Origin of the sequence: Collinsella sp. TM10-22 (assembly GCF_003466125.1) — a bacterium.
In the GTDB taxonomy this organism is placed as follows: domain Bacteria; phylum Actinomycetota; class Coriobacteriia; order Coriobacteriales; family Coriobacteriaceae; genus Collinsella.
Window position 1 is genome coordinate 199,397 of sequence record NZ_QSOC01000003.1, and the last position, 17,459, is coordinate 216,855.

Here is a 17,459-nt window from a genome sequence, read left to right on the forward strand (position 1 = left end):
GTCCTTTCTGCGCCGGGGACTATGCGCCGATGGCGCCGCCGCAGTATTCGCAGCGCCCACTGGCATCGGGAATCGTGGTTGCACCACAGAAGGGACAGGTGACTGCAGTCTTGGGAGCCTTGGCGGCCGCGACGCTATCGCGCGTCTCCTGGCGCAGCTGCACCAGCGCGTCGCGGACTTCGGTTGCCTGGCGCTTGGCCTCGCGGTACTCAACGGATCCGCGCTGCTCGATGGTGGAGTCGTTCACGCGCAGGCCGATCTCGGTAAAGTACGGCGTGTTGACGTGGATGGTCAGGTTAAAGTCGTAATCCAGGTCGTAGCGCGGCGGGTCGTAGCTCTTGCGCTCGCCGTCCTTGGTCTCGCGATAGACCTCGGTGCGATGCTCGTCGATGTCCATGTCGCAGCCGAGTACCTGCGAGAACTCGATGATGTCGGGGTTGGCGTCGCGCCAGCGGCTCTGCGAGGTAATGATCAGCTGGCCCGCGTCCTCGTCGAGCATGATGTTGGTGCGTCCGGCAGAAAGCGTGCGCGTGGGGTTGAACGACGCCAGGCGTTCGGCATTGGCCTCGCGGTAGGCGAGCTGCTCACGGATGTCGTCTGCGGTGCTGGAGCGCCAGCCGCTAAAGAAGGGGGAGAGCTTGCCGGCGCACTCTTTGCACAGGTAGCCTTCGTTGATCTTGGTCTTTCCCAAAAGACCCAGCTCGGTACCGCAAATCGCGCATTCTTTCTTCTCGAACATCTTGTCAAAGAAGCCCATGGCTGCCTCCCATCAACTGGTAGCGTGTGTCACTTTTGATGATGGGTGAGTGCGCGGCCTTTCACGATACCCAAGCGGCTCAAGAAGTCTCCACAACTGGGACACATGGCCCATTTTGGGCAGTCATCGGGGACGTTCTTAAACGACTAGTCGCCGGGGACACTCTTTGCCAAAGGGTGGCACTTGGGGACGTTCCTTTCTGCCGGCACCTGGGGACACTCCTTGTGGGGGGGGGCTCTTCTCGAGAGACAGGTTGGTTATGGCCCCACCCGCTGTCGGAAATTCGATCAACGCTTTCTAAAAATGTTCAATAGAGGTCAATTCCAATTGAGATTATGTTGAAATATATAAATACTCAATTGGAATTTTGCAGTTATCCCAGTTAAAATAGGAAAAGGGAGGCAAGTTATGCTCAAGCGTAAAATAATCGAGAAAATTGAAAGCTGGAAACAGACTAAAACCGGGCAGGGACTGCTTATTACCGGTGCTCGACAAGTTGGCAAAACAAGCGCTGTCGAGCAGTTCGCCCGTGACAACTATAGAAGCTTCCTGAAAATCGACTTCGTGGAGAGACCCGACGCGGTCGAGCTCATAGGGGAGGCAAGGAGCCTCGATGACCTCATTGTGAGAATCACCGCACTGGCTTCATCGCCCATCGCTTCGGATACAAAGACGCTTCTGTTTTTTGATGAGGTGCAGCGTTGCGGAGACGCCATCACCTGGATGCGTTATCTTGCGCAAGACGATCGTTTCGATGTCATTTACTCCGGCTCCATGCTCGGGATTGAGGCGTTCCATTTTCGGTCGTTGCCGGTAGGTACTATCGATATCCTCGAGATGTTTCCCATGGATTTCGAGGAATTCTCCTGGGCTCTGGGAGTCGACGAATCATTATGGGATGTCGTTCGTGCCTGTTATCGCAAACGGGAACAAGTGCCTCCGTTTATTCATGAACGGTTGATCGAGACGTATTATCGGTATGTCCTTGTGGGTGGCATGCCTGAGGCCGTTCAGCTGTTCGTCTCAACTCATGATACACAGGCGATGCGCGCTCGTCAGCAGGGCATTCTCGAAGCATATCGCGCAGATATCGCACGGTACGCCGAAGCCCCCGCGCATGCTCAACGGATCAGGACGATCTACGATGCCATGCCCGCGCAGCTCAATAAAGAGAACAAGCGCTTTCTCGTTACCGGGATAGACAAGCGGAAACGATTTTTGGATTTGCAGCCTGATTTTGACTGGCTTGTTAATGCGGGCGTTGCGATCCCGGTTAAGAGGGTGAGCGAGCCCATGTTCCCCTTGGGTCTCTCGCGGGAAGACAGTTTTTTCAAGTTCTACCTGAGCGATGTGGGGCTGCTGTTCTCTACTTTTTCTCCCGCTGATGTCGAGGCCATTGTTGCGCAGCGGGAATCGATCAACTTTGGGCAGGCTTTTGAGAATGCGGTCGCCCAGGAGCTGCGCGCATGCGGCTACTCTTCGTTGTTCTACTTTAACGCGGCCAAGGTTGGAGAAGTCGATTTTATTATCGAGGATAAGCGGAGCCCCGTCGTTTTGCCTATCGAGGTCAAATCGGGTAGGTACAGCACAAAGCACGTTGCCCTCGATCGCCTGATGAGCGTTGAAAACTATGGATTGGCTCGGGCGGTCGTGCTTCACCGGGACAACGTGGTGGATGGAAAGGCGATATTGTATTTGCCCCTATATATGGCGGGCCTGCTAAAAGAAATGCCATAGATGAAGGGTTGAGAGCTCTAGGGTAGTCATTGGGGACGTTCTTAAACGACTGGTCGCCGGGGACACTCTTTGCCGAGCAAGCAGTCCACGTCGTGCTCCTTCTGGGACAGACGGCTCAAAAACGCTGCACGCCGTGGACTACTGGGGTCAAATTCGCGGCATTTCGAGCTTGGCTTCGTTATCGGGACTGATTCTTTATTAAAATTGAAATCCAAACAGTTGAGCGGCGGGGGGGGGATTCATGAGAGGCATGGGAGACACAGCCGCATACTTACGTCGGGGCATTCGGGAGATTATATGCCTAGCGCTGTTCTATTTTACGTATTTGGCTGGCGAGTATCTTTTTGACGTGCGCGTTGCCGAGTTTGTGCCGCCGAGCGAGGTCGTTGTCTACGAGAGCTTCATCGTCGGCGCGAGCGCAATCGGCTTTCTTGTGCGTCCCCTTCTGTACTACCGCCGTCCCCGTGCGATCGATACGACAAGCGACATCGCGGGCGTGTTGCTGGCATCGGCGTTGCTGCTGTTGATGATGGCGGCTCAATTTGAGATGCTCATTGCCGGCGGGTTGCTGACGTTCTGCACACTGGGCTACTGCGGATCGACCGCCCATGCCAACTTTGCGCGACGCTTTGCACGGACGCCGTATTTGGCGCGCGTGTTGGCACTTTCGTATGCTTTGGGCGTTTTGCTGCAGGTGCTCAACCATATGGTGATGCCTGCGGGGATTCCGCAGCAGTTTGTTCTTGTTGCCTGTGCGGTTGCGCAGGTGGTACTGCTCCACAACGTCCGTCGCGCCAAGCTACACGGTGAGCCTGAGGTTGGGCGCGAGTCCGATATCGCCGAGCTTTCGGTGGATGCGTCGGAATTTGGCGCCAAGTGGCAAGACGATTCTGAATCAACGGCGGCTTTTCGGCGCGCCGTGGTGCGTCTGACGGTCGCAACCGCCTGCCTTACCGGTGTGTTTGCCGCCCTCAATGCAGGGCTCACGACCTCGCATGCCGCCGGGGCCATCGATTTGGGCGATTGGCCGCGCCTGTTGATGGCGGCGAGCGCTCTAGCTGCCGGCGCCTTGTTTGACCTGCACGGTCGTTCGTATATGAACATCACCATGACTTGCACTGCCATGTTGTCCACGCTTTCGTTCTTTGTCTTGCTCGTCGACGGCAATGGCGGCAATGTGCTTGCGACCATGGCGATTTTCTATCTGGGTTCGGGCTTCTTCGTGGTGTTTTTTACGACGAAATTTGCTGCCATTTCGGTTTATGCGCACTGGTCGTATCTGTGGCCGTGCATGGGTCGTGTCATCAGCAACATTTGCGCGATGCTCGTGACGGCGCCGGCGGTGGCGATTATCTCGAGCCAGAACGTGCTGCTGGCGGTGGGTGCGGTGCTCGTACTGTTTGTGGGCATTGCGATTTCGCTGCTGGGACAGTTTGGGCATCGGGCAGATGACGCTGCGGTGCCCGGCGAGCTGGCGTTTGCTGCCGATGATCTTGGCGCGGATCGCGCGTCTGCTCAGAGCGAGCCCGCTTCCGCGGAGGTGCCGGAGCTCACGCTCGACGAACGTCTCCATGCCTTTGTCGCCGCCTTTGAGCTTACAGAGCGCGAGCGCGATATTTTGGAGGCCTTGGTCGCATCGCACGAGAGCGTTCAGGATATCGCTGCAACGCTCTTCCTTTCGCGCTCTACGCTCTACCGTCATATCGCCTCAATCAACAAAAAGACCGGTGCCGCCTCGTGCGTGGCCCTCATTAACTTCTTCTGGTCCTGGACGCCTCAAGACTAGCTAATTTGGGACGGGGCTTTTTTAGCTGTTTTGGGCCGCTGCGGCCAGCAGGGGTGGGTCGCGACGGCCCAGACATTCTTGACGATGGTGCCGGCAACGCTACAGCAGCTCGCCGTGGCGGGCGATGTAGCGGCGCTTGGCCAGCTGGGTGAGCGCGATGTAGGAGCCGACGATGCCGATGAGCAGCGCGAAGAAGCTCGTTGGCAGCGGCATGAGCCCCAGTGCATCGGCGATGGGGCTTGCCGGCAGCCAAGTGACGAGCGCCAGGCCCAGCACGGTGAGAACGCACAGCGCGGGCGCGGCGTGGTCGCGCGGGCTCGGCAGGCGCGGGGAGCGCAGCATGTGGATCACGAGCGTCTGCGACCACATGGACTCGACAAACCAGCCACTCTGGAAGAGCGCCGCAAAGGTCGCCATACCCGCGACGTCGCCCGCGGCGGCAAGCTCGGACCAGCTTGCGCCCACGGCGGCGGGGCACACCACAAAGAAGAGCGCGGCGAAGGTCACGATGTCAAACAGCGAGCTCACGGGGCCCAGCTCGAGCATGAAGCCCTTGATGGACGCAGCGTCCCAAGCGCGCGGGCGGGCAGTCCAGGCGTTGTCGACGGTGTCCCACGGCAGTGCGATGCACACGATCTCGTAGACCAGCGACAGCAGCACCAGCTGCAGAGCGCTCATGGGCAAAAACGGCAAGAACAGGCTCGCAGCGGTTACGGACAGCACGTTGCCAAAGTTGGAGCTCACCGTGGTCTTGAGGTACTTGAGCAGGTTGCCGTAGGTGCGGCGGCCTTCGATGATGCCGCGCTCGAGCACGCCCAGGTCCTTTTGGAGCAAGATGATATCGGCGGATTCCTTGGCGATATCGACGGCGGAGTCGACCGAGATGCCGCAGTCGCTCGCACGCATCGCGGCGGCGTCGTTGATGCCGTCGCCCATAAAGCCCACGGTGTGGCCGAGCAACTCGCGCATGACGCGCACCAGGCGCGCCTTCTGCAGCGGCGAGAGCTTGGCGAAGAGATGGGTGCTCTCGGCGCGCTCGGCAAGCTCGGCGTCGTCGAGCGCATCGATCTCGGAGCCCAGCAAGACGTTGCTCGCGTCGATGCCGATCTGCTCGCAGACGGTGGCGGCGACACGGTCATTGTCGCCGGTCAGGACCTTAACGGCGACGCCCTTGGCCTCGAGGGTGGCGACGGCGCCCGCGGCACTTGCTTTGGGCGGATCGAGGAAGGCCAAAAAGCCCATCAGCACCATGTCGCACTCGTCGGCGATGCCAAACTCGCCCACGCAGCGCGGATCGGTCTTCTGCGCCACAGCAATTACGCGCAGGCCCTCGGCGTTAAGCCCAGCGACCTGCTTGCGAATCTGGGCGAGCTTCTCGTCGGTGAGCGGCTGAGCGATGCCATCGACCTCGACAAAGGAGCAGATCTCGAGCATCTCCTCGGCAGCTCCCTTGGTAACCATCTGGGTTTTGCCTTGGGCGTCGGCTACAACTACGCTCAGGCGACGGCGCGAGAAATCGAAGGGCACCTCGTCGACCTTGGCATAGCGGTCACGCAGGCTCTGGCCCAGCATGGAATCGGGCGCGACGGTCGAGGGCGTCACGTCGGCGCGGTCGATGACGGCCAGGTCGATAAGGTTCTTGAGGCCAGTCTGGAAGAAGCTGTTCAAAAACGCATGGCGCAGCACGCGTGCGTCCTCGTTGCCGTTGGTATTGAGGTAGCGCTCGAGCACGATGCGGTCTTCGGTGAGGGTGCCGGTCTTGTCGCAGCACAGGACGTCCATCGCGCCGAGGTTTTGGATCGCCGGCAGTTCCTTGACGATAACCTGACGACGGGCGAGGTCCTTGGCGCCCTGCGACAGGCTCGTGGTCACGATGACGGGAAGCATCTGCGGCGTGATGCCCACGGCCACGCTCGTGGCGAACAGCAGCGCGTCGATGACGTTGCCCTTGGTGGCGGCGTTGATGGCAAAGACGGCCGGCGCCATAACGAGCATGAGGCGTACGAGCAGCATGGAGACGCTCGAGACGCCGCGGTCAAACGCGCTCTTCTCGACGCGCCCGTTGAGCATCTTGGCGATGCCGCCCAGGTAAGTGTCCGAGCCGGTGGCAACGACAAGCGCCATGGCGGTGCCGTTTTGCACGGAGGTGCCGGTAAAGACGATGTTCTTGCAGGCAGAGAGTGGCAGCGCAGAGCCGTCGGCGCCCTCGACGACGGTGATGGCAGCGGTCTTCTCGACGGCCTCGCTCTCGCCGGTGAGCGCGGACTCGATCACAAATAGGTCGCGCGCGGTGATGACGCGGGCATCGGCCGGCACCATATCTCCGGCAGAGAGGCGGATCACATCACCGGGGACGAGCTCGTCGAAGGGGATCTCGACGCGCTCACCGTCGCGCAGGGCACAGCAGGTGTTGGAGACCAGGTCCTTGAGGGCCTCGGCCGCATTGCCGCTGCGGGCTTCTTGGATAAACTTCATACCGCCCGATACCAGCAACATGATGCCGATGACGATGACCGTGGAGGGGTCACGCTGCAGCTCGGGCACGGCGAGCACGTCGATGTAGAGCGAGACCAGTGCGAGGGCGGCGAGGATGCCAGCGAAGGGATCGATGAATGCGTCGGCGATGCGGCGGGCGAGCGTCTTGGTCGGCGCCTCGATGGTGTTGGGGCCGGCGGCGTCCAGGCGCTCGGCGGCGTGCTCGGCAGTGAGCCCGTCGGCCGTGGCGTCGAGCAGCACGAGGGCGTCATCGGCGCTATGGGTGGCGGCGAATATGGTGTTCTTGGCAAGGCCGGTGTGAGCGGCAGGGCGCGCCGTGCGGCGGCGCTTGGAGATGGCTTCGAGTACCGTGGCGGTTTTGAGCATCAGCATAGGGTCCTCCTTGTTGAAGGGAGTTAGCGTACGTGTCGTATTTGCTTCAAAAAAACCTAGATGTCGCTCACGTCATGCTTGCGAGCCACCACAAAGGGGACAGGCACCTTTGTGGTGGTTTTGACGATCGGCTCGTGGCGCTTATGCGAATACGGAATCCTCGCGGCGTGCCGAGGGCGACATGCAGGTTTTTCGACTATGACTGCCTTCCATGGCACACCTCCTTATGGACGGGCGCAGCGCGCTTTGGGTATCTCGTACCCGTTTTAATCCGCCCGTATTCTTGATGAGGGGGTTTGACATGTCAACCCCCATTGTTCGGAAAACCGTTGCCCCTGACAAAGCCTTTACAGAATGCCGTGGCCTCAAAGCGCGCCCGCATCGACGCTTCGCCTGCGCTAAACTGGAAGGCACGTACGCGATTACGAGAGGAGCCCGCATGGAGGCTTACAAGCAAGAGTTCATCAAGTTCATGGTCGAGTCCGACGTTCTTAAGTTTGGCAGCTTTACGCTCAAGAGTGGCCGTCAGTCCCCGTTCTTTATGAACGCCGGCGCTTACGTGACGGGCTATCAGCTCAAGAAGCTGGGCGAGTATTACGCCCAGGCCATCCACGATAATTTTGGCGACGACTTTGATGTGCTGTTTGGACCGGCCTACAAGGGTATTCCGCTGGCCGTCGTGACCGCCATTGCCTACCACGAGCTGTACGGCAAGGAGGTCAAGTACTGCTGCGACCGCAAGGAGGCCAAGGACCACGGCGCCGATAAGGGCAACCTGCTGGGCTATGAGCCCCAGGACGGCGACCGCGTGGTCATGGTCGAGGACGTCACCACCAGCGGTAAGTCCATCGACGAGACCTATCCCAAGGTCAAGGCTGCTGCCGATGTCGAGATCAAGGGCCTGATCGTGTCCCTCAACCGCATGGAGGTCGGCAAGGGTGGCGTGACCACCGCGCAGAAGGAGATCGAGGCCAAGTACGGTTTCCCCGTCGCGAGCATCGTCTCCATGGCCGAGGTCGTCGAGACTCTCTACAACCACGAGATCGACGGCAAGGTCGTCATCGACGATGAGCTCAAGGACGCCATCGACGCCTACTACGAGCAGTACGGAGTTCGTTAGTTACACGGTTCTACGAACCGCGTAACGGCTCGACGCTGCAAACCCGCCAGAGCGGCAATCTGCCTTTCAACTTCGGCGGCATGACCAGAAGGTCAATGCCGCCTCGTTTCAAGGCACCTTGCTCGCTCTGGCGGGTTTTCGCTGTCGTTGCCAAAACATCGGCGGTGCCGTTGCCGTGGGGGTACTCATTGGGGACGTACTTAAATGAGTGCCCGCAGAGTGAGAGTGGATAATCTCCCGTTTTTGGTCTGTTTGCGGGCTCAAAGTGGGAGATTATCCACTCTCGTCATTTGAGTGTCCAAAAATCCTCGCTCGGCGAACAGGCGGCACTTGGGGACGTTCCTTTTGTGCCGGCGCCTGGGGACACTCCTTGCCGAATGTGGGCGCCGTCGGTTGCTACGCGACGGTGATGGCGACCTGGGCGTAGCGGCTGCAGGGGCGCTCGGCGCGTGTCTGCACGGTGAGGGTGAGCGCGAAGCGATCGCCGGGCCGTGCGTCGGCGGGCACGACGAAAGTGGTGTCCGGCGTGCATTTTTGCCACAGCGACAGGTCTTGGGCGCCCGCATAGCTCGACGGGTCCACGGCGACATCCCAATGCGCATCGAAGCCCTTGTCGTCGGGGTCGACGATGGTCGCTGCAAGGGCGACGCGTTCGCCGGCTACGGCACTGCGATCGGCCACAACTTCGACAATATGCGCCGGATGCGAGCAGGCTGCCGGATCATGGGCACACCATTGCGCGCGGGCGGCAAAGTCTTCCTGATAGGCGCGCAGGTAGGGATTGGGGTTGTCGTCTGCAGGCGTGCTGATGGCGGCAAAAACGGTGGGTGCGTCTGCATCGGGGCGCCCATCATGAAACATGCGGCCGAGTAGCGTATCGAAGTCGGGGTCGTCGATACCGCGCAGGCCAAACGGCAGCAGCGGAATATAGGTCATGCTGTCGCCTTCGGCCATAAAGTCGCCGCGCTCAAACTGCATCGCGGGCATGCCCTCCAGGCCCCAATCCAGACGGGCATGCTTGCCAAACTGAAAGCGCTCGGGCTCGTTTTCGTAGACCCTGCCATCGCCATAGAGCATATAGCGCGCCATGAGGGGGCCGTTTCCCTGCGTGAGATTCTGCTCGGGCCAAGGGGCCTTAAATAGCGGCAGCGTATCGGGCTGAGCCGTCTTGGCGTCGATATAGCCGCCGTACCTATAGGGCACGCGCCAAAAGACGAGCTCGGGAAAGATTTCGCGTCCATGGTCGAGCCATGAGTTGTCCTGCCCTACGCCATCGGCAACACCCATCACGCGCACCTTCTGATGGACCCTCTGCTGCACGGCGGGCCACTCGGGTGTGTTCTGCCATTGTTCGGCGATGGACATGAGGGCGCGAACGATAGTGTTCATACCGCCCCAGGAAAGGAGCCACAGCGCGCGGGGGTCATCATCCATGATGGCGTTGGCGATGACGCGCGAACCGGGCGTTTCCTCGCGTACGTCGCCCTCAAAGGCGGCGTTGCCCATATAGGTGCGCTCGATCATCTGAGCGGGTGTGGGGAAGGACGGCTCGCCGGCGGCAGCGGCATTGGCCTGCAGCTGCGGCCAGGCCTGGGCATACTCGTTGCTCCACAGGCTTTCGATCCAACCCTTGGGGAATGGGCGGTACTCCATGAGCGAGCCAGCTTCGGGGTCGGGCTCGTGCGGAACGACGTCCCAGGTATAGGAGCGCACGCCTTTGGTCCGCCAATGCGGATTCACCTCGCCCAGCGTATGGACACCATCGCCAAGAAAGTGATATTGCGAAGCCGTGTACACCACAGCCTGCACATCGAGCACATTGAGATACAGAGCCAAATGAACCAGAGAGTTCATATCATCGACTTCCATATCGGTGGTAACAATCACTCGAGTCAAATTCTGAGACATAGGAACAACTCCAACCAAGATTTTTTTTCAGTCAGTTACGCGCAAGGCAAGACGGGACGCACGCCCCCATCGCCACCAACCCGATGGAATGGTTACCTCGAAACCCTGGCCGACCACTCCCAGCAGCCCACCGGCTCGCCGTCGATGAGTACGTTGCCCCCGTCGAAGTCTTGATAACACAGGTCGTTGAACTGGTGGATCCACACGCCGTGGTTGAATATCTTTTTGGCCGAGCCGTCGGCCTCGCGGTACACGCCGGTCAGGTCCTCGACATGGCTAAAGTAGGTGAGGTGCACGTTGGCGCCGGCATCACGCAGGCGCGCCGTGAGCGGCAGCACCGTCAGCTGCGGGCACACGAGCTCGTCGCCCTTGGAGTGCGTAAACCACAGCGGCGTCTTGGAGAGTGCGGCCACGTCCTCGTCCGTGGCGTTGTACCACGGCGCGCAGCAGGGAAGGCCCGCGGCGAAGAAATCGGAGTAGTCGGCGCACAGGCGCAGGGTCATAAAGCCGCCGTTGGAAAGGCCGGCGACCACGATACGATCGGTGTCGATGCGGTCGGCATGCTCGGCGACAAACTCGTCGATGAGCGCCTTGAGCACGGGGGAGTAGATGCTCTGGTTGGAGCGACCGAGCTGCTCGACGCCGTTGTCCATCCAAAACGTGGGCGACTGCGGCACAAGAACCCAGGCAAAGCCGCCAAAGTAGCGCTGGATCTGCTTTTGCGAGAGCGCTGTCACGCGGTTGCCGGTGTAGGCACGCGTTGCGCCCTCGCCCTGTGTGGTGCCCTTGCCCTCGCCGGCGCCGTGCAGGTACACGATCAGCGGCGCCTTCTCGACGGCGGGCGTGTCCTTGGGCGCAAACGGGTTGAAAAGCGCGGAGTCAGCGGGCTCAAAGCTCGGCTCAAAATAGCCGTACTCGAGCGCGATGCCGTCGACGGGCGTCTGCTGCACGGCGTTATGCCAGCCCTTGAGCGCGGGGCAGATGTCGCCGCGGCTGCGATCGAAGACGAGGCCCGCGGTGGGGTCATCGCCGTCTTCGCCCGGGAGGGCCACAAGCTGCGTCACGCGCAGGTGGTTCTCTATATAGCGCGAACCCAGCACGCCACCCTCGATCTCTTTGGTGAGACGCACCTCGGGCGTCTCGAGCGCTACGTGTGTGCCCTTGGGCAGGCGCTGACCGTTCTCATCGCAGGGGTAGGCGGCGAGCACCGGCACGTAGCCCACGGAGGGCGCCGCGTGATCGGCCCCGTGCTCCTTGCGCATCAGGACCTCGCCCGTGCGCTCATGGCGGGCACAGTAGATATTGAACGTGTGCTCGTTCACGTCGTTGGCGCGCACAACGCACGGCAGGTCGAGCACCACTTTGTTGATCCAGGGGCCAAAATCGCCCAGCGTGGTGACGGTTGCGTAGGTACACGATTTGAGTTCCATGAGCTACTCCTTTGTGCCGCAAGTACTAAACAAGGGCGGCAATACAGACTAAACATGTTTAGTTTAATGCAGAACTGTAGAATGAGCAGATGAACTCGGTAAACGGTAAAACTGAACACGCAATGAACTACTAAACATATGTTTACTATTAACTAGCAGGACTATTGTTGATGAGCTAGCTCGTTACAAAGGTGTTTATCAAAATAAAAGCCCACGTAAATAGCCATATATCAATATCTGGTCAAAGAGACGATCTTCTACCGTCTAAATACGCTTACCCCCGATTTCCTACCGTTCACCGGACTCCAGACGGCAAAATTGCCACAAATCAGGCACTACGTGTAAACTAAAGCCCGTAAACGTTCAGTAAACAAATTGTTTACGACAGCGTATCCAAGGGTTCGGCAACCGTAAGGGGTTATAGTCGCCGAGCCAAAGGCGTGCTTACACAAGCGAGTAGGCACACGAAGATATGGGGAGGGGTCCCATGGCAGACAACAAGCAGATTGCCACCGATGTCCTCGAGCTCGTGGGCGGCGCGGAGAACGTTACCGTCGCCACCAACTGCATGACGCGCTTGCGTCTGACGCTCAAGGACAACAGCAAGGCCGACGTGGAGAAGATCAAGAAGGTCAAGGGTGTTCTGGGTTGCCAGTTCGCCGGCAGTCAGCTCCAGGTCATCATCGGCCAGAACGTGCCGAAGGTGCTCACCGAGTTCGTCGCCATCTCCGGCGTCAAGCAGGGTGCCGCCGTTGACGAGAATCTCGATGCTCCCAAGGAGAAGTTCGAGCTCAAGAACCTGCCCAACATCATCCTCGACTATCTGTCGGGCTCCATGACCCAGCTGATCCCGCTGCTCATGGCCGGCGGTCTGTTCCGCACCATCGCGGCTGTCCTTGGCCCCACCATGCTGGGCGTTATTTCGGACACGGACCCGACTTATACGTTCCTCTACACCACACTGTATGAGGCCACGTTTACGTTTATCCCGATCTACCTGGGTTATGCTGCGGCTAAGAAGCTCGGCGCCAGCCCCGTTCTCGGCATGCTTCTCGGCGGTGCCCTTATGGCCCCGTCCGTGGTGAGCGTCGCCACCCAGGAGGGCGGCGGAATCATCTCGGTCTACGGCATCCAGATCGCCGCTGCCAACTATCAGCAGTCCGTCCTGCCGATCATCCTTTCGGTGCCGGTCCTCTACTTCATCGAGAAGTTCTTTAAGAAGGTCATGCCCGACGTGCTCTCCACGGTCTTCACGCCGTTCTGCACCATGATCGTCACGATTCCCATCGCTTTTATCGTCCTCGCTCCGATCGGCAACGAGCTCGGCAGCCTCATCGCCAACATTCTTTTCGGGCTTGCTGACCTTGGCGGCATCGGTATCCTGATCGTGATGGCCATCCTCGGCGCCTCCTGGCAGCTCTTCGTGGTCTGCGGTATGCACATGCCCGTTATCCTGCTCGCTCAGGTGCAGATCATCGCTGCTGGCTACGATCCCTTCGTCTTCGTTTCCACTAACTGCGCTATGGCCGCTGTCTGGGGCTGCGCCTTCGGTGCCTTCCTCAAGATGAAGAGCGCTGACGAGAAGAGTCTTGCCCTGGGCTACGTCATCTCCGCCATCGCCGGCGGCGTCACCGAGCCCGCGCTCTTCGGTATCCTCATGCGCTTCCGCCGCACCATGCTCGGCATGTTCATCGGCGGTGCCATCGGCGCTGTGTTCTCGGGCCTCATGGGCGTCACCTATTACCTCGCAGGCGGTGCCTCCAACTTCCTGGTCTTCACCAACTACCTGCAGGGTGGCCAGATGAACACCGTCTGGGCTATCGTCGGTATGGCAATCTCCTTTGCTATTGCCGCTGCCGTCGTCTTTGTCACCGGCTTCTCCAAGGAGGAGCTCGCCGAGATGGAGGCCTAGTCGCCCCGGCCTTGGTCTAAATAAGACCCCCTACACGACAGGCCCCGCTTGGCATAAGCCCGGCGGGGCCTTCCTGTAGACTTTTTAGGAGAGACGTAAGGGCCCTGTGCTTCGCGTGCGTTCAATTTGAGCTGAGCAACTGCAGCCGCAGACCCTACTGTGATAATGCGGCAGGCGACTTCTTTACCTCCCTCCTAGCAAGTCTCCCCAAGAGAAAGGTGCCATATGAGCTTGGGAAAACTGACCGTCAATACCCGTGAGGACGGGTTCCTCTGCGACGGCAAACCATTCTTTTGGTTTGCCGATACGTGCTGGAGTGCCTTTACGAGCATCACCGAGAACGATTGGGACTACTACCTCACCCGCCGTGCCGAGCAGGGTATGAACGTACTGCAGATCAACACCCTTCCGCAGTGGGACCGCTGCCTGCCCGACCTGGGCATTTGGCCCTATGCGAGCGAGGACGGCGTGCACTTTGATTGGAGTGCACCCAACCAGGAGTACTGGGACCGCGCCCGCCGCATGTGCCAGGCAGCCGTGGAGCACGGCATTCGCCCGGCGCTCGTGCTCATGTGGTGCAACTACGTGCCCGGTACCTGGGGCTCCGTGATCGCCGAGCGCCTGGGTGCCGAGGTCATGCCGCGCGAGGAGGTTCGCGCCCACGTTGCCCGCGTCGTCGAGAACCTGGGCGAGTTCGACCCCGTCTACGTGGTGACAGGCGACACCGACTTTAAGACCGACGAGGCTATCGCCTATTACGGGGATGCACTCGACGAGGTCACCAAGCTGGCTCCCGAGTCCTTGCACGCCATGCATATCAACCGTGGCAACCGCACCATTCCGGCGCAGTATCTGGACCGTCTGGACTTTTATATGTTCCAGCCCGGCCACAACTACGAGGGCCAGCCCGAGGCATGGCACTTGCCGCAGGACTTTATCGCCAACTATCCCAAAAAGCCGATGGTCAACTCCGAGCCTTGCTACGAGCAGATGGGTGCGTCGCGCAACGTCTACTGGCGTTTTACCGCGCAGGATTGCCGCGCGAGCGTATGGTCGTCGATTCTTGCCGGCGCCAGTGCCGGCGTGACCTATGGCGCACACGGCGTGTGGAACTGGCAGACATCGCGCAGCCAGGGTTCGGTCCTGGGCGAGGGCTTTGACATGCCCTTCCGCTGGCAAGAGTGCCTGCAGTTTGCGGGTGTGTGGGACTTTGGCGCGATCGAGCACGTGCTTGCCGCCCTGGGCGCTACGGCTGCCGACGATGCACTTGCCGTGGTTCCGGCGCAGGAGCTCCTCGACGACGCGCGCGAGTCCATTCGTGTGGCGCGCGTTGGCGATCGCGTCGTCACGTACCTGCCGCGCACCACGGCGCTCAAGTTTAAGCTCGACGGCGCGCGTGGCTGGACGGCGACGGTCCTCGACATGGAGGACAAGCACATCGCCAAGCTGCCTGTTCGCGACAACGGTAACGGCACCGTGCGTGTGGCTCAGCATCCCTTTGAGCACGACGCTCTGCTCGTGGTTTCGCCGGCGCATTAAGGAAAACGGAATAACGCAAGAGAAAAGGCCCGGGTGGTAGCCCGGGCCTTTTTATATCAATACAGCCGTTGCGGTTGGTGATGGCGATTGCGTACTGCCGCTCTTAACGGTAGCCCTCCCAGAGGGGAAGGGGAAAGAGGATGTCCTCAAACTTAGACCACTCGGCGGGATAGTCGATCTCGTCGGGTCGCGCCACCCAACGGCCTTCCAATCCATACATCGCCGCCAGCGCGCACGAGATGGCTTCGGTGGCGTCGATTCCCTCGGGAACGCTCCAGTTAACATCGGGCTCGGGCTCGATAACACCGCGCGAGCGGTCGTTGAAATACTCGTGCAGGGGGCTCTCCGTGCTCATGGCCTCGGTATTGAGCATCTGGAAGAGCATGACGAGCTCGGGCTGGTTGTTGTTCTCCGCCACGAGCAGACGGCAGTATTCGGGAATCTTGGGGCTCTGGCCCTCAAATGCCCCGCCAGGATGAAAGAGGGAGAGATAGTCGTCTAAGGTTGAGCTGCGATCGTAATAGCGACGGATCACTTCGACCAAAAGCCCGTGCTTGCTGCCCACGTAGTGCAGCACGCCCGCCTGGGTGATGCCCACCTCGTCGGCTACCGCCTGGAGTGACATGCCGTTAAAGCCGCGCGCGTTGATAAGCCGCACGGCCGCCGAGACAATCTGGTCAAGGCGTTCCTGCGCCGCAGCGCTGCGTTTCTTTGCCGCGGGTGTGGGAGTTTTCTGAGTGTCCATATAAATCGCGCTGCCTTATTTAGGGCGGCTCGAGTATTGCCGCCAAATGCCTTTTGTATACCCCCATAGCTTACCTCAGCCGTTCAGCGGCTCAAAACAACCGTTTACCGCTCTTATAGCTTACTAAGTACTTAGTAAGCGTACTATACAGGTCGTGGAAGTTACTTACTAGTTAGTAAGTAACAACCCAACAGACGCTCGCGCGCGGCCGTACCCCATTCCACGGCCGCCGCATCCAGCGGGTTTGACCCCTTGACCCTTGGTGCACGGGCGCCCTCGCGCATTCCATCAGAGAGAGGATCTATCCCATGGCAAATCAAACCGCCGCAGCGATTGACGAGAACGCCATCGCCCCCGACACCGGAAAGCCCATGACCAAAACCGAGACATGGCGCTTTATGATCGGTTTTATTATCTTTGGCGTTATGTGGATGATGTCGGGCACGATCGGCTCCAACGTCTTGTTCCCCGAGCGTTTTAACGGCCTTAATATTGGTCAGCCCGAGGCAATTCTCGCGGCGATGAACTCGGTCGGTTCAATCTTCGCCCTGTTCTCAAATCTCGTTTTCGGCGCGCTTTCCGACCACTGCCACAGCCGCTTTGGCAAGCGCACACCGTTTATCGTTCTCGGCGGTTTTATCTGCGGCTGTGCTTTCTGGAGCACTTCGGTCGCGACCACACTTCCCATGATCGTCGCCTCCTGGTGCGTGCTGCAGATTGGCCTCAACTGCATGCTTGCCCCTGCTGTTGCCGTGCTTTCCGACCGCATTCCGCTTAACAAGCGCGGCACGCTCTCCGCATTCTATGGCGGCGGTGCAACGGCTGGCCAGTCGATTGGCACCATCATCGGTACGCAGTTCCTCTCCAACCCAGTTCCTGGCTTTATCATCGGCACGGTCTCTTGGCTGCTGACCGGCATCCTCGCCGTCATCATTTGGCCGCGCGAGAAGTCTGCCGCTCTTGACGAGGGCGAGCAGTCCGAGAAGCTCAATCTCAAGTCGCTGCTGCTCATGTTCGTTCCGCCCACCAAGAACTGCCGCGACTTTTATCTGGCGCTCTTTGGCCGCCTGCTCCTCATCTTCGGTTACTTCTGCATCAACGGATATCAGCTCTACATCCTCGAGAAGTACATCGGTCTTCCCGTGGCAGAAGCCGGCGCCGTCCTCTCCTCCATGTCCGTCGTGATCATGGTCGTGTCGCTTGTCGCCTCGCTTACCTCGGGCGCTATCTCCGACAAGATCGGCCGCCGCAAGCCCATCATCCTCGTCGCAACGATCATGATGTGCATCGGCATCGCTCTGCCCTGGCTGCTTAAGTCCGTTATCGGCATGTACGGATTCGCGCTGCTGGCCGGACTTGGTTATGGTATCTACTCTTCCGTCGACCAGGCGCTCAATGTCGATGTTCTGCCCGATAAGGAGAACGCCGGCAAGGACCTGGGCATCCTCAACATCGCCAACACCATCGGCCAGATCCTTGGCCCCATCGTGACCTCGGCAATCGTTGTCGCCACCGGCTCCTATTTCATGGCGTTCCCGATCTCCATCGTGCTCATCGCCGTGGGCTATGTGTTCATCATGCTCATCAAGAACGCCAAGTAATCCGTCGCTCTCTTTCCTTCCGTCGGGCAGCGTTCGCGTTGCCCGACGGACTCCGA

At 59.8% G+C, this 17,459-nt stretch carries 11 protein-coding genes; 6 read left to right on the forward strand and 5 right to left on the reverse strand.

Annotated elements, in window-relative coordinates:
- Positions 1-19: 19 nt before the first annotated feature.
- A complete protein-coding gene (locus DXD94_RS04305) occupies positions 20-757 on the reverse strand; it encodes a DUF4428 domain-containing protein (protein WP_117763326.1) in 738 nt (245 codons plus the stop codon).
- Between the two features lie 408 nt (positions 758-1,165).
- On the opposite strand from DXD94_RS04305, the gene DXD94_RS04310 reads away from it, so the two are divergent.
- Together DXD94_RS04310 and DXD94_RS04315 are read left to right on the forward strand one after the other, a co-directional pair.
- Positions 1,166-2,494, forward strand: a complete 1,329-nt coding sequence (locus DXD94_RS04310; protein ID WP_117735655.1) for an ATP-binding protein — start codon at positions 1,166-1,168, stop codon at positions 2,492-2,494.
- Positions 2,495-2,735: 241 nt separating this feature from the next.
- On the forward strand, positions 2,736-4,280 hold the full coding sequence (locus tag DXD94_RS04315; RefSeq protein WP_117763327.1) for a helix-turn-helix domain-containing protein: 1,545 nt from the start codon (positions 2,736-2,738) through the stop codon (positions 4,278-4,280).
- A 99-nt stretch (positions 4,281-4,379) separates the two neighbouring features.
- Here the strand turns inward: DXD94_RS04315 and mgtA are convergent, their stop codons facing one another.
- Positions 4,380-7,148, reverse strand: coding sequence for a magnesium-translocating P-type ATPase (mgtA, locus tag DXD94_RS04320; RefSeq protein WP_117763328.1), 2,769 nt, complete (start codon positions 7,146-7,148; stop codon positions 4,380-4,382).
- A gap of 439 nt (positions 7,149-7,587) precedes the next feature.
- Between mgtA and pyrE the strand changes: the two genes are divergently transcribed.
- Positions 7,588-8,268, forward strand: a complete 681-nt coding sequence (gene pyrE, locus DXD94_RS04325) for an orotate phosphoribosyltransferase (protein ID WP_117742933.1) — start codon at positions 7,588-7,590, stop codon at positions 8,266-8,268.
- 396 nt (positions 8,269-8,664) lie between these two features.
- On the opposite strand, the gene DXD94_RS04330 is transcribed toward pyrE, so the two are convergent.
- Complete coding sequence (locus DXD94_RS04330) at positions 8,665-10,176, reverse strand: nucleoside hydrolase-like domain-containing protein (protein WP_117763329.1); 1,512 nt, start codon at positions 10,174-10,176, stop codon at positions 8,665-8,667.
- Between the two features lie 92 nt (positions 10,177-10,268).
- Positions 10,269-11,606: a prolyl oligopeptidase family serine peptidase gene (locus DXD94_RS04335; protein ID WP_117763330.1), complete on the reverse strand. Its 1,338-nt coding sequence runs from the start codon at positions 11,604-11,606 to the stop codon at positions 10,269-10,271.
- 487 nt (positions 11,607-12,093) lie between these two features.
- Here DXD94_RS04335 and DXD94_RS04340 point away from each other — a divergent pair, with 487 nt between their 5' ends.
- Entirely contained in the window at positions 12,094-13,518 is a 1,425-nt protein-coding gene (locus DXD94_RS04340; protein ID WP_117763331.1) for a PTS transporter subunit EIIC, read from the forward strand.
- Positions 13,519-13,743: 225 nt separating this feature from the next.
- Positions 13,744-15,057: a DUF4038 domain-containing protein gene (locus DXD94_RS04345; protein ID WP_117763332.1), complete on the forward strand. Its 1,314-nt coding sequence runs from the start codon at positions 13,744-13,746 to the stop codon at positions 15,055-15,057.
- 103 nt (positions 15,058-15,160) lie between these two features.
- Here the strand turns inward: DXD94_RS04345 and DXD94_RS04350 are convergent, their stop codons facing one another.
- Positions 15,161-15,802, reverse strand: coding sequence for a TetR/AcrR family transcriptional regulator (locus DXD94_RS04350; protein ID WP_117763333.1), 642 nt, complete (start codon positions 15,800-15,802; stop codon positions 15,161-15,163).
- Between the two features lie 308 nt (positions 15,803-16,110).
- On the opposite strand from DXD94_RS04350, the gene DXD94_RS04355 reads away from it, so the two are divergent.
- Positions 16,111-17,403 (forward strand): MFS transporter, encoded by a 1,293-nt coding sequence (locus DXD94_RS04355; RefSeq protein WP_117763334.1) that lies wholly within the window; start codon positions 16,111-16,113, stop codon positions 17,401-17,403.
- Positions 17,404-17,459: the final 56 nt, after the last annotated feature.

Bases quoted from the DNA above. Each gene is read 5' to 3' on its own strand.
- DXD94_RS04315 (WP_117763327.1), top strand. From the start codon at position 2,736: ATGAGAGGCATGGGAGACACAGCCGCATACTTACGTCGGGGCATTCGG.
- DXD94_RS04330 (WP_117763329.1), bottom strand. From the start codon at position 10,176: ATGTCTCAGAATTTGACTCGAGTGATTGTTACCACCGATATGGAAGTC.
- pyrE (WP_117742933.1), top strand. From the start codon at position 7,588: ATGGAGGCTTACAAGCAAGAGTTCATCAAGTTCATGGTCGAGTCCGAC.
- DXD94_RS04305 (WP_117763326.1), bottom strand. From the start codon at position 757: ATGGGCTTCTTTGACAAGATGTTCGAGAAGAAAGAATGCGCGATTTGC.
- DXD94_RS04310 (WP_117735655.1), top strand. From the start codon at position 1,166: ATGCTCAAGCGTAAAATAATCGAGAAAATTGAAAGCTGGAAACAGACT.
- DXD94_RS04345 (WP_117763332.1), top strand. From the start codon at position 13,744: ATGAGCTTGGGAAAACTGACCGTCAATACCCGTGAGGACGGGTTCCTC.
- DXD94_RS04335 (WP_117763330.1), bottom strand. From the start codon at position 11,606: ATGGAACTCAAATCGTGTACCTACGCAACCGTCACCACGCTGGGCGAT.
- DXD94_RS04355 (WP_117763334.1), top strand. From the start codon at position 16,111: ATGGCAAATCAAACCGCCGCAGCGATTGACGAGAACGCCATCGCCCCC.
- DXD94_RS04340 (WP_117763331.1), top strand. From the start codon at position 12,094: ATGGCAGACAACAAGCAGATTGCCACCGATGTCCTCGAGCTCGTGGGC.
- DXD94_RS04350 (WP_117763333.1), bottom strand. From the start codon at position 15,802: ATGGACACTCAGAAAACTCCCACACCCGCGGCAAAGAAACGCAGCGCT.
- mgtA (WP_117763328.1), bottom strand. From the start codon at position 7,148: ATGCTGATGCTCAAAACCGCCACGGTACTCGAAGCCATCTCCAAGCGC.